The organism is Martelella mediterranea, from assembly GCF_021021415.1.
GTDB classification, from domain to species: domain Bacteria; phylum Pseudomonadota; class Alphaproteobacteria; order Rhizobiales; family Rhizobiaceae; genus Martelella; species Martelella mediterranea_C.
Genome location: NZ_JAINWJ010000030.1, coordinates 55,666 through 69,843, shown reverse-complemented (window position 1 = coordinate 69,843; position 14,178 = coordinate 55,666). Strand labels below are relative to the sequence as shown.

Sequence of the window (14,178 nt, the reverse complement as noted above, 5' to 3'; positions counted from 1 at the left end):
AGAGTTCGCCCCCCGATGACATGGCGTGATTTGCCCCGAAACGTACGACCGGTGCCGGACGCAGAGCGGCTTGCTTCCGCATCAGGTGGCATCGCCGGGTATGAAGCGGACTGGCCTGCAGGGCCAAAGACGATTTCCGTTGCTCTTGGCCGGACAAGAACCAAGGTGTTCGGCGTTGCCATTCTCTCCTTGAACGATCCCTGTGAGCCGACCGCTCCAAACGGCCTCTTCAATGGGCTGATCTGGCCGAAGACCGGCTGCGCCTCGATCGCCTATGGCGCAATGGCGCCCGTCAAGTTTCTTCCCCTTGCCGCTACGCGGCCATTCCTCGCGCATCAAGAAACCCGCCGGATCGCCATCCTCCGCTGACGCTGCGGTCGCAAGCGATGCGCCGTCGATCGCCTCCGGCCTCTCCGATCGCCATCGAGGCCGCGTGGTGCGGGCTCGAAACCAGTGATCAAGGAGAACTACCATGGCAACCATCGGCACCTTCAAGAAGTCCGGCAACGAATACACCGGCGAAATCGTCACCCTCAACGTGCAGGCCAAGAACGTCCGCATCGTCCCCGAAACCAACCAGACCAGCGAGAACGCTCCCAGCCACCGCGTCCTGGTCGGCCGCGCCGAGATCGGAGCCGCCTGGTCCAAGCAGTCGAACGAGGGTCGCGACTATCTCGGCCTCAAGCTCGACGATCCGAGCTTCACCGCTCCGATCTACGCCAACCTCTTCGACGACGAGGACGGCGGATACAGCCTCATCTGGTCCCGCCCCACCCGCCGCAACGGCGAGTGAAGCCGGACAGATTCCCGCCCGGCAGGTCCGGGCGGGGCCTCTTCTATCGCCAACCGAATCAGTTGCGCCGCCAACCACCGATTGCCCGTCTCAAAACAGTTTTTCTGCTTTCAAAATTGGAAGAGGCGACTATTATAGATGGGGTATTCGGGCACTCCCTAGCCAACAAAGTCGTGGATGTTCCTGAATTCCTCAGCGATTCAGGGGGCATCATGCGAGTTGGGTGAGTCAGCTAAAACTTCTATGATCCGGCACGATGCGACTTTCCCATTGTCGCACGATTTGATCATCCGAGTGAGCTCGCTCTTAAGTCCGAGAAGGCGTCGGATCCGCACCTCGACGGCTTCGAGCTGATCGGTGGCAATTCGGCTCACCTGCTCACAAGAGGACTCTGGCCTTTCCTGCAGAGCGAGCATCGTCTTAATAGCCGGGATGTCGAAGCCGAGATCCCTGGAATGGCGTATGAACGTCAGTCGCCGAACATCCTCTGCTTCATAGAGGCGCCGCCTGCTCTCTGTGCGGGGCGGCGGCGGGATGAGATTGATCCGCTCGTAGTAGCGGATTGTCTCGATATTGACGCCTGTCCGTTGTGACAAGGCTCCGATGGTGATCATGGCGAATTCATTCCGTAACGGTGGTTCGAGTAGGGATAACAACTGGGCGGAAGCGTCATCGGCATCCGTGCGCCGATTGCCGTTGGCCGCTGAGCGCCAACCCTCAGGGCACGTTCATTCCGACGGCGTGTGAGCGCGCAACTCCTCCAACCAGAGGCGGGCGTTGCCATCCGACGGAGCGCGCCAATCGCCGCGCGGCGACAGCGAGCCGCCAGCAGTGACTTTGGGGCCGTTCGGCGACGCCGAGCGCTTGAACTGGCTGATCGTGAAGAAGCGATAGAGGAACACCTCCATCCACGATCTGATTGTGGGCAGATCATATGCGCGACGGCGCTCTTCCGGATACTGTGGAGGCCAAGCTCCGGCGGTGGCGTCACGCCAGGCATGGAAGGCCAGGAAAGCGATCTTCGACGGCTTCAGGCCATAGCGCGTCAAATAAAACAGGGTAAAATCCTGCAGTTCATAAGGCCCAATCTTCTCCTCCGTACTTTGTAAGGCGCCGCCTTCGCCGGCCGGCACGAGTTCTGGCGAAATCACAGTGTCAAGAATGGAGAGCAACGTGCCGTTCGTTGCCTCATCGAAGGCGGCTGACTGTGCCACCCAGCGGATCAAATGCTGGATGAGTGTTTTCGGCACCGACGCGTTGACGTTGTAGTGGCTCATATGGTCGCCGACACCGTAGGTCGACCAGCCGAGCGCGATTTCGGACAGATCGCCAGTGCCAAGCACCATGGCGCCTCGCTGGTTGGCTGCACGGAACAAGATGTCCGTGCGCAGGCCCGCCTGCACGTTCTCGAACGTCACGTCGTAAACCGGCTCGCCTTGCGCGAACGGATGCTGAAGTGACGCCAGCATCTGCTGCGCCAACGGCTTGATGTCGATCTCCTCGGCGGTGACGCCGAGACTACGCATCAGCGTCCAGGCATTTGCCTTGGTGGCCTCCCCCGTCGCGAAGCCCGGCATCGTGAAGCCGAGAATGTCGGACCGGGGCCAGCCTAGCCGGTCGAACGCTTTCGCCGCCACGATCAGCGCGTGAGTGGAGTCCAGACCACCGGAGACCCCGATGCAGACGCGGCGGATGCCCGTCGCCTGAAGGCGCTTCATCAACCCCTGGACCTGGATGCTGTAGGCCTCATAACAGTCCTGGTCGAGGCGTGCCGGATCGGCTGGAGCATAGGGGAAGCGCGCGACGGCCCTGCGCAGCCCGAGGTCCGTCATCGACGGCTCGAACCGGAAGCCGATACGCCGGAACCTGTCTTCAGGCATAGCTTGTGCGATGGCCGCCTCGTTGAAGGTGCCGGTGCGCAGGCGCTCCAGTCTGAGCCTATCAACGTCGACATCGGCGATGGCCATTTGCGAGTCCTGCGGGAACCGTTCGGTCTCTGCCAGCAGCTGCCCGAGTTCATAAATGCAGGCTTGACCGTCCCAAGCGAGGTCCGTCGTCGACTCGCCCGGACCGGCCGCGGAATAGATGTATGCAGCCCAGCACCGCGCCGATTGGGTTGCGCAGAGCAGCCGGCGGGTTTCGGCCTTGCCGACAGTGATGTTGCTGGCCGAGAGGTTGGTAAGGATGAGAGCGCCAGCGAGCGCGGCAAAGTCGCTGGGCGGAGCCGGTCCCCATACGTCCTCGCACAGCTCGACGTGGAAGACGAAGCCTGGCAAATCCTCGGCCGCTAAAATCATATCCATTCCGAAGGGGACGGACTGACCAGCGATCTCGATGGTAGCGCCTTTCAAGTTTCGGCCCGAAGCGAACCAACGCTTTTCGTAGAATTCCCGATAATTCGGCAGATGTCCTTTGGGAACAACACCCAAAATGCGCCCACGATGGACGGCGACAGCGCAATTGTAGAGTCGTCCTTCCCGCACCAGCGGCGCGCCGATGAGCAGAACCGGCGAAAGCTCGCGGCTCGCGGCCGCGACTTCCTCGATCGCTTGTTCCACCCGCTGCAGCAACGCGGCTTGGCCGAGAAGATCGTCAATCGCGTAACCGCAGAGGCCCAATTCCGGGAACACCATCAGCGCAACACCCTGGCGCGCACCGTCGCGGGCGAGCGCGAGCGTCTCAGCGACATTGTAGCTGGGATCGGCGACTTCGCATTTCGGTGTACAGGCAGCCACGCGAACGAAACCCTGCTGATAAATCGAATAGAAGCTCATCCGCCGGTCTCATCTCGTGTTCTTGCGGTGCCCGATCTCGGCACCAAGTGGCCGTGACCGCTGTTACGGCGACCGGGTTCAGTCACGGCCTCGACCCCTCGCAAGGGTTGATTCTGTAGTTACTACAGGATTTATATACCTATGATCGGGGCGTGTGAACCCACGCGCGATGAGTGGTCGCCCCCGGTCTTTCATCACCACAGGCAGGCGGCGGAGGACGACAAGGAGCAAGGACAGTGTTCAAGAGGCTCAGTTCTGACCAGGTGGGCATTGTCCGAGCCTCAGCCGTCGCGCTCGCCTTCGCGGCGGTCGTCCTTGTGGTTGGCTATGCCTGGCTGCCTCCTGAATTGTTCGGCCTCAGCCCAGAGATGGACTTCGGTGAGCGGATCGCGTTCACGTTGAAGGCGAGTATTCTCATGTTTCTCTGGCTGGCCGGCTGCGTCGGCGCGGTGAGCAGAGGCAGGTTCTATTCGCCGGCGGATATACGGGGCTCGGCGTTCGGCAAACCCAGCCCGGCAATCGCCGTGCGTGCCGCGGTGCTGCAGAATTCATTGGAGCAGACAGTACTGGCTTTTGGCGCACATCTGACCCTAGCAGCGCTTCTGCGAGAAACCGAACTGGTGCTCATACCGCTGCTGGTTGCTCTGTTTCTGGTTGGCCGCATCACCTTTGCATTCGGCTACGCCAAACGAGTCTCAGGCCGGGCTTTTGGCATGGCGCTCACCGGCGCCTCAATAATCGCGAGCTATGGAATTGTGGTCGGGCTGATAGCCGCCGGACGCTGACGTCTGTCGCTCGCTTGGACGGCAAAAAACGATTGAAAGGCCTCTTGCTCCTGTAGCCACTACAGAATGTATGGTGCGTGAAAGGATTCGAGCCGGGCTCGAGAGAATAAGCAAATTTAGGAGACCGCAATGACTATTGAAGCCGAGGCTAGAAGCACCTTAGGCACGTTACGCTTCAAGGTTGAGGGCTTGGATTGTCAGAACGAAGTTCGGATGCTTCGTGCCGCGGTCGGTCCCGTCGTCGGTGGCGAGGACAAGTTGTCGTTCGACACCAAGGGCGGTGTCATGGAGGTCGCGGGCCTGACCGCTCCGGCACTCGATACCATTGAGCAGGCGGTCGCTACCACTGGAATGAGGGCACAATTGCTGGCTGAGCTGGATAAGTCCTCCGCGTCGGCGTGGCTGTTCAAGGTCGAGGGCCTCGATTGCAAAAACGAGGTCGCGATGCTCAAGCGCGAAATCGGCCCTCTGGTTGGCGGTGAGGACTGGCTCGCCTTCGACACAGCAAAGGGGTTGATGACGGTCGCGCCTCAGCACCGTGCCTCGATCGACGAACTCGTGAGCGGCATCTCAAGAACCGGGATGTCAGGCTCTCTCATCCAGGATGGTTCGGCCGAAACCATGCTCCTGCGTGTGCGCGGCCTCGACTGCAAGAATGAGGTGGCTGCTCTGACCAGGGAACTGGGACCGCTCGTTGGCGAGGATAAGCTCGCCTTCGACACTTCGCAGGGTGCGATGACCATTGCACCTCAGAGCGGGACAACCCTCCAAGAGATCGAACAGGCGGTCGCGCGAACCGGGATGCGGGCTGAGCTGTGGACAGCGCCGGCCGTTGCTGAGCAGGCAACCTGCGATGCCGCAGGATCCGCGTGCGGTTGCGCGACCAACGTGAAGGAAGCCCTCAGCCCGCCGCCGATCAATCTGCCTGGCGGCGTTGTCTATCGAATCCATGGCATGGATTGTGCCGACGAGATCGCCGCCCTGAAGCGCGAAGTCGGCCCGCTCGTTGGTGAGGACAAGCTCGCTTTCGACCTTCTTAACGGCCGCATGTCGATCGACATGGCGCCTGACGCCGCCTTGGAGGCCAAGATCGAGAAGGCCGTTGTACGCGCCGGCCTGCAGGCGGAGCCCTGGACCGAGGGCGCCACCAGCGAAGGGGCACGGGCAGAAGAGCGGCGCAGACGCATTCAATCATGGCTGACTGCTGCGAGCGGCCTGTTCGTCGCGATCGGATTTGCGGTTCACGCCTGGGTCGGAGGTGGAATCATCGCGGCCTTCGAGGCAGGCGAACATGGTGCAGGTGCAACGCCGCTGCTAAGCGTCATTCTCTATACGCTCGCCGCGCTTTGTGCTGTGCGTTACGTGGCCCCGAAGGCTTGGCTCGCGGCCAGGCGCCTGCGTCCCGACATGAACCTCCTGATGGTGATCGCCGTCGTGGGTGCGATCGGAATTGGCGCTTGGTTCGAAGCCGCAACGGTTTCGTTCTTCTTCGCGCTCGCCCTTGCTCTCGAGGCCTGGAGCCTCGGCCGAGCGCGGCGGGCCGTGGCGGCCCTGATGGAGCTCGCGCCGCCGACCGCGCGCATCATGCTTGAAGACGGCACGGAGAGAGACGTGCCGGCAGCCGAAGTCCGTGTCGGTTCGCACATCATTATTCGACCTGGCGATAAAGTACCGCTCGACGGCCGTGTGGCCGCCGGAGAGAGTGAGGTCAACCAGGCACCGATCACCGGCGAAAGCGTCCCGGTCTTCAAATCGGAAGGAGACGACGTTTTTGCAGGCACCATCAACGGCGAAGGCGCGCTGGACGTCGTGACCACCAAGGCGTCAAGCGATACCACGCTCGCGCAGATCATCCGCATGGTCGGCTCCGCGCAGGGCCGGCGGGCTCCCAGCGAGCAGTGGGTCGAGAAATTTGCACGCGTCTATACGCCCGTCGTTATGGCGCTCGCGATAGCCGTTTTTTTGGTGCCGCCGCTGTTGCTCGGTGGTGGCTGGGAGGTTTGGTTCTATCGCGCCCTCGTATTGCTCGTGATCGCCTGCCCCTGCGCCCTTGTCATCTCGACGCCCGTGACCATTGTGGCTGCCCTTGCGGGAGCTGCGAAGCAGGGCGTGTTGGTGAAAGGCGGCGTCCATCTCGAGACGCCGGCGCGCTTGAAAGCAATCGCCATGGACAAGACGGGGACGCTCACCGAAGGACGTCCTCAGGTCGTGGAGATCTTGGCGCTCGGCAGCCGAAACGAGGATGACCTTCTTCGGTTAGCAGCAGCCCTCGAGGCGCGCAGCGAGCACCCCATCGCCCGCGCTATTTTGGCGAGGGCAACAGAAAACGGCATTGCCGCACAACCGGCCGAGGCCGTCCAGGCCATCACGGGTCGCGGCATGACCGGCCGCGTCTCCGGTCGCGAAGTCTGGCTTGGGTCACGCCGCTACCTCGATGAACGCGCGGTCGGCTCACCGGCCATCCTGGAACGCGCCGACACACTTTCCGGCGCTGGCCGGACCATTGTCGCCGTTGGCGACGGCCAGGAAGTCTGGGGACTGATCGCTGTTGCCGATGCTGTGAGGGCTGAAGCCAAGGATATCGTCACCGCGCTGCATCGGGCGGGCGTGGAAAAAGTGGTGATGCTGACAGGCGACAATCGGGCCACCGCCGAGGCGATTGCCAAGCAGACCGGCATTGATGAAGTTCGCGCGGAACTTCTGCCCGGCGACAAGGTCACGGCCGTCGAGGACCTGGTTCGGCGCTATGGCGTCGTCGCCATGGTGGGTGACGGGGTCAATGACGCCCCTGCCATGGGCCGCGCCAATCTCGGCATTGCCATGGGCGCAATGGGGAGCGACGCAGCCATCGAAACGGCAGACGTCGCCCTGATGTCGGACGACCTCTCCAGACTTCCCTGGCTCGTGCGCCATTCACGAGCCACGCTCGCCGTCATTCGGCAGAATATCGCCTTCTCGATCGCCGTGAAGCTGTTGTTCACAGTGCTGACGGTGATCGGTCTCGCATCCCTTTGGGGCGCGATCGCCGCCGATGTTGGGGCCTCCCTGCTGGTCGTTCTCAACGGTTTGCGGCTCCTCAATCGGGAACAGCGCCAGAGAGATGGTGGCCCAGTCGGCGGCGCAAAGGTTCGAGCACAGGAGCGCCAGCATTCCACTGTGGCTCGCCCTGCAACTGCGCATTGAGCCAATAGCGGCCGCCCTGTATTGGGGCGGCCGCTGACGACAGAAATGCCGATCAGAACCCGAAGAACACAAGGAATCATCGTGGCCGAACGTCCCGCTAGAAATATCGCGATATGGGTTGGCGGCGCATTTGTGGCCGCGCTTCTTTTCGACGTTGCTACGAAGTGGTTGATCATAAATGCCGTCATGGTCCCGCCACGCGTGATCGAGGTTGTGCCCTTTTTCAACCTGACGCTCGGCTTCAACACCGGAGTCAGCTTCGGGATGTTCCAAGATGTCTTCCTCGAGCATCCGTTGGTGTTGGCCGGGATCAAAGTGGCGATCACGGTCGGTCTTCTCGTTTGGGCAATGCGGACCCGCAGGACCATTGAAGCAACGGCTCTCGGTTTGATCGCCGGCGGCGCCGCCGGCAACATCGTTGACCGCGTGCATCAAGGCGCGGTGACAGACTTTCTCGATTTTCACATAGGCAACTGGCATTGGCCGACCTTCAACATGGCGGATGTTGCAATCAGCATTGGCGTCGCGCTGCTCCTGGCTGGATCGCTTTTTTCGACCCAACCGGTGCTTCGCACGCAGGAGCCGCTTAGCAACGGGAAGCGCTGAGCATGGCGGCGCTGGAAATATCGTTGCTCGGGCTGGCGACAGCGGCCGCTGCCGGCGCTATCTCCTTCCTTTCACCCTGCGTCCTGCCGCTCGTGCCGGGCTACCTGTCCTATGTCGCTGGTGGCGCCGGCACGACCGGCAGCAGTGATGCGGTATCCCGGCTTCACATCTTCCGCCCTGCGCTGCTGTTCGTGCTCGGGTTCACGACCATATTCGTGCTGCTTGGAGTCAGCGCGATGGCCCTCGGCGGCCTTCTCCAACGCTTCCAGATGGAAACCAACCTGATCGGCGGAGCTCTGGTCATTGTCTTCGGTTTGGCGATGACGGGGCTCCTTCGCCTCCCGATACTCATGACCGACCGCCGATGGAACGGACCGCGCCAGGTCAATGGACCGGTCGGCGCCTTCCTGCTGGGTGTCGCCTTTGCCTTCGGCTGGACGCCCTGCATTGGCCCGGTATTGGGCTCCATCCTCACGGTAACCGCGACGTCATCAGGCAACGGCGCGATTCTTCTCGGAACTTACGGCCTCGGCCTCGGTGTGCCGTTTCTCCTCACGGCCCTCTTCATGGGAAACGCGGCAGCCGCATTGAAGCGCATGCGCCGCGTCGGTGCCGCGCTGAACATCGGCGGTGGTGCGGTCATGATCGGCGTCGGCGTTTTGATGATGACCGGGAGGTTGCAGGAGATCGCCATTTGGATGCTGATGACGTTTCCGATGCTGGGAGCGATCGGTTGAGGGACTCGCTGGCTGCCGCGAATTGCTGCGACTCGTCAGTCGGCTTCAGAACCCCCGCCGAACTTTGGCGCGTGATTCATCGGGGCGCGCCCGCGCCGCGCAACAACCGGGAGCCAGAATGACGGGAGCGTGTACTCAAGGCGTCGACACCGGATTCGTGGCGCTAGGCTATGGCAAGGTCGCCCTGCTCGGACTTGTCCAAGGCATCACCGAGTTGCTACCGATCTCTTCGACCGCCCATATGCGGATCGTGCCTGCGCTGCTCGGTTGGCAGGATCCTGGCTCAGCCTTTTCAGCCGCCATGCAGCTTGCAGCGCTTACTGCAGTCGTCAGTTATTTCTGGAGCGACGTGAGCCAACTAGCCACCAATTCGCTGCGTGCCGTCGCAAATCGGGATTTCCGAGATCGACACTTCCGCTTCTCGGTCGGAATTCTCCTTGCCACGATCCCGATCGGTATTGCCGGCCTTTCCTTGTCTGGAGCGTTGAACGCGTGCGGCTCGCCGCTTCGTACTCTCGAAGTCATCGGCTGGGCGTGCATCGTCATGGCTGTCCTCCTGGCGCTCGCGGAGATTTTTGCCCGGCACCGACGAACGCTTGAGAACACATCGGCCATCGATGCAATGATCGTGGGAATTGCTCAAATCGGAGCGCTGATTCCTGGCGTTTCGCGTTCAGGCTCGACTTTGACTGCGGCGCTCGCCCTCGGCCTGAAGCGAGATGAGGCGGCGCGGTTCTCATTCCTTCTTGGCCTGCCGGCAATCGCCCTGGCTGGCTTCAAGGAGCTCTGGGAACTCCACAAAGTGCAGCTTTCCGCCGACGGCTGGTCACTACTTCTTGTCGGGCTCGTCGTGGCTTCTATTTCCGCGTTCTGTGCGATTTGGGGGCTGATGCGCGTTCTCGAGCGTTTTTCCGCCTGGCCGTTTGTTATTTACCGAGGTGTTCTCGGTATCGTACTCATCTGGGCGGTTGCTTTGGGCTATTTCACTTGAGATGCAAAATATCGGAAACGTGTATGAGTGAAAAACAACAAGAAGAAGGTGAAATCGAGCTTGACGCGAGCAATGCCGCCGAACGCAGGACTCTTATCTGGGTTCTTGCCATAAACTTCTTGCAGGTGATCGTGGCCGGTGTCGTCGGCGTTATCGCAGACTCGACAGGTCTCTTGGGTGCCGCCCTGGATAATTTGGGAGATGCCGGCGTTTATGCCGTCAGCCTTTATGCCGTCGGCCGGACGATCGTGGCAAAGGTGCGAGTGGCGCGTCTTTCGGGTTTGCTTCTGATCGCCTTTGGACTTGCATTGTTCGTGGAGGTGCTTCGCCGTTTCTTCGTGGGTGCCGAGCCAATCGGCCTCGCCATGATCGTCACGGCTCTCGCCAATGCCGCGCTTAATGTAGTTTGCTTAAAACTGCTGCGGTCGCATCGGGATCGAGGTGTGCATCTCAAAGCGTCCTGGATCTTTACGACGAACGATATGCTGGCGAACGCCGGCATTGTCGCGTCGGGTGCCGCGGTCATGTTCTTCGCGTCCCCGCTGCCTGACCTAATCATCGGGTTGCTGGTTGGCGGCATCGTGCTCAAGGGTGGCTGGAATATCCTGAAGGAGGCGCACGATGCAATAGGTGATGGCTCGTCGCGGCCCAAGGGCCAGTCTAGTCCCGAGAACGACTGAAATAGTCGTAGTTTACAAAATGGTCTGTAGATTGGTTATGAGACGTGTCGACTCTTGATTCGGAGGAGTTCGGCATGTCTCAAAGCTATTATATTGGGCTGGATGTTTCCGCCCGAACAATCAATCTCTGCGTTGTCAACGCCGATGGGCAGGTAGCGCATGAACGAAAGCTTTCATCCAATCCGGAAGAGATTGCGCAGCATATCCTGTCGCTCCCGCTTCCAGTCGTCCGCGTCGGTCTCGAAGCAGGGATGCTGTCTCAGCACATTTATGGGCATTTAGCCGAAGCCGGCATTCCCATCGTGTGTGTAGAGACCCGGCACATGAAGGCGGCTCTCTCCGCGCAACTCAACAAGACCGACCGGCATGATGCGCGCGGAATCGCGCAGATGATGCGCGTCGGCCTCTTCAAACCCGTCCACGTCAAGACGCCGACAAGCCAGCGCCTTCGGACCGTCCTGACGGCCCGCCAACTCCTGCGAAACAAGCTCCAGGATGTTGAAAATGAAATCCGTGGTCTCATCCGAAACTTCGGATATCACCTCGGCAAAGTCACGGCGCGCGATTTCGAGCCGCGAGTACGGGAACTGATCGCAGGAAGCGACCTACACATAGTCGCTGATACGCTCCTGTTGGCGCGGCGATCGCTGCGGGAGCAGTTCGGTCGGTTGGACGATTTGCTTGTCCGTCTCGCGCGGGACGACACTGTTTCGCGCCGGTTTATGACGGTGCCGGGGGTCGGCCCGCTCGTAGCGCTCATCTTCCGGGCAACGGTCGATGTCCCATCTCGCTTCACTCGGTCGCGAACCGTTGGTGCCCATTTTGGTCTGACGCCGCGCAAGCACCAATCCGGCGAAGTGGATCGCACCGGCCGCATTTCGAGATGGGGTGACGCCATGACGCGCAGCGCGCTCTACGAGGCAGCACAGGTGCTACTGACTCGCGTAAAACGCTGGTCCACCCTAAAGGCTTGGGCTGCTCAGGTCTCGCGACGTCGAGGCCACAAGAAGGCGATCGTCGCCCTCGCTCGCCGCATCGGTGTCATACTGCATCGCATGTGGGTGGATGGAACTGAGTTCGACTGGGGTAAGCGGCCAGAGGCCGCCGCTCCTCTGACATAGGTTCGGTCAGGCGCAAGTCTGACTGAGGCGTCTCCCTGCGAGGGGACGAGGGACGGTGAGTTCGCAAATACGACTTGGCAGCGTCGGCATGTCCAACGCGAAGCCGCATTATAGATTGCTCCGCCGGCTCTTCTGATCCCATCCTGTGGCGGCCTCGTGCCGACCACGAAGAGAAGCATGATCCTCGCGGGAATACGGCTCAAAGCTGATCGTCGGGCCGGACCAATTCCATGTGGCTGACGCCGAGGGCCTGAGCCAATTCATAAAGCGTGATCACGGTCGGGTTCCTCCGGCCGCGTTCAAGGCTGCTGAGATACTGTTGACTGAAACCGGAGCGCGCTTCGACCTCTTCCTGGGTCAGGCCTTTCTCCCGACGCAGGCGGGCGAAGTTCCGGCCGACCAATTTGCGCATATCCATGCGCAGGAGGATCGTGATTTACATACTTTGAGTTTATCAACTATAGTATGTAAATGAGCCAGCGGAGCGCGCGGGAAGCCTCGCTATCCGATTGGCCCGAATAGAGAAGTCGTTTTAGTGGCGTGAATGCCGAGGTCTGTAGGAGGTGATCATGCATGATCACCGCCCGACAGGCACGGGCCGCGCGCGCATTGCTCGGTTGGACACAAGAGATGCTCGCAGAGAAGGCCCTGGTTTCGCTGACCGCGCTCAAGCGCCTCGAGTCCGTCAACGGACTCAAGGTGCATGAGAGCACATGCGACCAGATTCGCCGGGCGCTGGAAGCCGCGGGCATCGTCTTCCTGTCCTCTGACCGAGGCGAAGGAGTGATGATTGTCGATGCCGCGAGACCTAGTAAGTCAGGAGCGCTGGCCTGACGACGGAGGTGTCAGGCGCAATGCGCCACACCTTTCGCAGCGATTTTTCGGCGCGCCTCTACAAATTTTGTCAATTTACGTTAACCATATGAACCGAGGCCTCGCGCCAAGAGACTGGGGGACAGATGGGGCAAGCTGACTTTCTGGACGAGCCGCCGCATAGCGAAAACCTGACCGAATACGATCGTGCGCATTTCGCGACCTATCTTCGTTTGCTTGATGCGGAGGCCGACGCCGCGCATTGGGCTGAAGCTGTGCGCATCATCTTTGGTCTCGATCCTGACGTGCAGCCCGAGCGAGCTCAACACGTTCACCAGACACATCTCGACCGCGCGCATTGGATGACGGAGAACGGCTACCGCGATCTTCTTCGATCCGCCTATCACTGACAGGTGATGCGCAAAACGCATCTCTATATGCCGGTTGCCCGGCTATCCAAGTTTCAATTTTAACGCGATCTTCCAACGACCTGCGAACCACCGCGTAGAGTCGGGGAGGAAATCGGCATGGTGGCGGAAACGAACTGGCGCGACCCGACGGACTATCGATATCTGAACGGTCTTAATCCTTCCGAACTCGCCTGGGAGTTCCTCAGGCGCAACCCCGAATACGAAAAGGAAGTCTCGGCTTCCGATCCGGCGGACGATCGCGCCGCGACAGCGCTGGCGGCGCACTGGGGGTTGCGCTTTCCCGATAGCGCCGAACTTGTCCGCGCCCAATGCCGACATCTTCTGGAGCCCTGCCGTCGACCCGAGCGTCCTGATCTTCGCCCCTCAGCAGGGGCCAAACATGACCACCGTGAATTTCAAGGTCGTTCCAGCCGATGCCCGAACATCGGATGAAGGTCTCTATATTCACTTCGTGATCGACACCGAGCACTTCGTGGCAATCTGCCTCGATGGCAGAGCGCCCGACGGACCGGTCGCGGCAGTTACGCTCGTCGACCAGTTCATGCAGGATCGAGTCGATGCAATTGTTCGGTTCCGCGATGCTGTCCTCCATCACCGGAGTTCGCCTGACACGCGATTGACGCCGCAACGCAGGCAACGACTCATCGAAAGCCTCCGCGCAATCGACGCACGCCAAGCAGGCGCCACCTATCAGGAGATCGCCGAGGCCGTCTTCGGCGCCGCTCCAGTCAACGCCATCACCTGGAAGTCCACTCCTTTGCGCGACACCGTGATGCGTCGCACCGCCTCTGGTCTCGATCTCGTGGCGGGCGGCTATCGCCGCCTTCTTCTCGGCCACCGACCCGATCAGGGCTAGCGACCGACGAGGGTGCGAATTTTCTTTAGAATCTTCGCACTCCCCCACGCCCTTTCTTCTCCGCCACCGTGACCCTGACGCCCCGCCGATATCCGGCGGCGCCAACAAGGATCACGGAGGCACGATCATGTCCGCAGCCACCGCCGGCATCCCGCCGCGCTATCTGAGAACGCCCGAGGCGGCCCGTTTTCTCAGCCTTTCCGCCCGAACCCTCGAAAAGCACCGCACCTACGGGACCGGTCCTGCCTACCGCAAACTCGGTGGTCGTGTCGTCTATTCCGTCGACGACCTGCAGGCCTGGGCGGAACGTGGCGCCAAGCGATCCACCTCCGACCCCGGCGTCGGCACGGTCCTTCCGGCCAAACGTCATGACGATCCGTCGTCTGCCGAGAACCGCTGATTACTCCC

The 14,178-nt window shown here is 61.1% G+C and carries 17 protein-coding genes; 14 read left to right on the top strand and 3 right to left on the bottom strand.

Annotated elements, in window-relative coordinates; all coding sequences use genetic code 11:
* Positions 1 to 15: 15 nt before the first annotated feature.
* Together K7H91_RS17070 and K7H91_RS17065 are read left to right on the top strand one after the other, a co-directional pair.
* The gene (locus tag K7H91_RS17070) at positions 16 to 369 is read left to right on the top strand and encodes a hypothetical protein (protein WP_230721436.1); all 354 of its coding nucleotides are present in this window, start codon (positions 16 to 18) and stop codon (positions 367 to 369) included.
* Between the two features lie 103 nt (positions 370 to 472).
* The gene (locus tag K7H91_RS17065; RefSeq protein ID WP_111344254.1) at positions 473 to 793 is read left to right on the top strand and encodes a DUF736 domain-containing protein; all 321 of its coding nucleotides are present in this window, start codon (positions 473 to 475) and stop codon (positions 791 to 793) included.
* 200 nt (positions 794 to 993) lie between these two features.
* Here K7H91_RS17065 and K7H91_RS17060 read toward each other — a convergent pair whose 3' ends face one another.
* Positions 994 to 1,407, bottom strand: a complete 414-nt coding sequence (locus tag K7H91_RS17060) for a MerR family transcriptional regulator (RefSeq protein WP_024338473.1) — start codon at positions 1,405 to 1,407, stop codon at positions 994 to 996.
* Positions 1,408 to 1,521: 114 nt separating this feature from the next.
* The gene (locus K7H91_RS17055) at positions 1,522 to 3,567 is read right to left on the bottom strand and encodes an NAD(+) synthase (RefSeq protein ID WP_024338472.1); all 2,046 of its coding nucleotides are present in this window, start codon (positions 3,565 to 3,567) and stop codon (positions 1,522 to 1,524) included.
* Positions 3,568 to 3,803: 236 nt separating this feature from the next.
* Between K7H91_RS17055 and K7H91_RS17050 the strand changes: the two genes are divergently transcribed.
* The 7 genes from K7H91_RS17050 (at position 3,804) to K7H91_RS17020 (ending at position 11,670) form a co-directional block, all read left to right on the top strand.
* A complete protein-coding gene (locus K7H91_RS17050) occupies positions 3,804 to 4,352 on the top strand; it encodes an MAPEG family protein (protein WP_024338471.1) in 549 nt (182 codons plus the stop codon).
* Positions 4,353 to 4,481: 129 nt separating this feature from the next.
* The gene (locus tag K7H91_RS17045) at positions 4,482 to 7,535 is read left to right on the top strand and encodes a heavy metal translocating P-type ATPase (RefSeq protein WP_097142796.1); all 3,054 of its coding nucleotides are present in this window, start codon (positions 4,482 to 4,484) and stop codon (positions 7,533 to 7,535) included.
* Positions 7,536 to 7,616: 81 nt separating this feature from the next.
* Positions 7,617 to 8,141 (top strand): signal peptidase II, encoded by a 525-nt coding sequence (lspA, locus tag K7H91_RS17040; RefSeq protein WP_044411231.1) that lies wholly within the window; start codon positions 7,617 to 7,619, stop codon positions 8,139 to 8,141.
* Positions 8,142 to 8,143: 2 nt separating this feature from the next.
* Positions 8,144 to 8,878 carry a cytochrome c biogenesis CcdA family protein gene (locus K7H91_RS17035; RefSeq protein ID WP_024343497.1) on the top strand — a complete coding sequence of 245 codons (735 nt, stop codon included), beginning with the start codon at positions 8,144 to 8,146 and terminating at the stop codon, positions 8,876 to 8,878.
* 118 nt (positions 8,879 to 8,996) lie between these two features.
* Positions 8,997 to 9,869, top strand: a complete 873-nt coding sequence (gene uppP / locus K7H91_RS17030; protein WP_024343496.1) for an undecaprenyl-diphosphatase UppP — start codon at positions 8,997 to 8,999, stop codon at positions 9,867 to 9,869.
* 23 nt (positions 9,870 to 9,892) lie between these two features.
* Positions 9,893 to 10,549 (top strand): cation transporter, encoded by a 657-nt coding sequence (locus K7H91_RS17025; RefSeq protein WP_024343495.1) that lies wholly within the window; start codon positions 9,893 to 9,895, stop codon positions 10,547 to 10,549.
* A gap of 74 nt (positions 10,550 to 10,623) precedes the next feature.
* The gene (locus K7H91_RS17020; protein WP_024343494.1) at positions 10,624 to 11,670 is read left to right on the top strand and encodes an IS110 family transposase; all 1,047 of its coding nucleotides are present in this window, start codon (positions 10,624 to 10,626) and stop codon (positions 11,668 to 11,670) included.
* A 199-nt stretch (positions 11,671 to 11,869) separates the two neighbouring features.
* Here K7H91_RS17020 and K7H91_RS17015 read toward each other — a convergent pair whose 3' ends face one another.
* On the bottom strand, positions 11,870 to 12,088 hold the full coding sequence (locus K7H91_RS17015) for a helix-turn-helix domain-containing protein (protein WP_024343470.1): 219 nt from the start codon (positions 12,086 to 12,088) through the stop codon (positions 11,870 to 11,872).
* Between the two features lie 155 nt (positions 12,089 to 12,243).
* Between K7H91_RS17015 and K7H91_RS17010 the strand changes: the two genes are divergently transcribed.
* The 5 genes from K7H91_RS17010 to K7H91_RS16990 all read left to right on the top strand — a co-directional run bounded on the left by K7H91_RS17010 (position 12,244) and on the right by K7H91_RS16990 (position 14,170).
* Complete coding sequence (locus tag K7H91_RS17010; RefSeq protein WP_230721435.1) at positions 12,244 to 12,504, top strand: helix-turn-helix domain-containing protein; 261 nt, start codon at positions 12,244 to 12,246, stop codon at positions 12,502 to 12,504.
* Positions 12,505 to 12,629: 125 nt separating this feature from the next.
* Positions 12,630 to 12,893 (top strand): DNA -binding domain-containing protein, encoded by a 264-nt coding sequence (locus K7H91_RS17005; protein WP_230721434.1) that lies wholly within the window; start codon positions 12,630 to 12,632, stop codon positions 12,891 to 12,893.
* Positions 12,894 to 13,010: 117 nt separating this feature from the next.
* On the top strand, positions 13,011 to 13,346 hold the full coding sequence (locus tag K7H91_RS17000; RefSeq protein WP_230721433.1) for a transcriptional regulator domain-containing protein: 336 nt from the start codon (positions 13,011 to 13,013) through the stop codon (positions 13,344 to 13,346).
* Entirely contained in the window at positions 13,294 to 13,770 is a 477-nt protein-coding gene (locus tag K7H91_RS16995; protein ID WP_230721432.1) for a DUF2285 domain-containing protein, read from the top strand. Before K7H91_RS17000 ends, K7H91_RS16995 begins: the two co-directional genes overlap by 53 nt.
* 127 nt (positions 13,771 to 13,897) lie before the next feature.
* Complete coding sequence (locus tag K7H91_RS16990; RefSeq protein ID WP_230721431.1) at positions 13,898 to 14,170, top strand: helix-turn-helix transcriptional regulator; 273 nt, start codon at positions 13,898 to 13,900, stop codon at positions 14,168 to 14,170.
* Positions 14,171 to 14,178 lie beyond the last annotated feature (8 nt).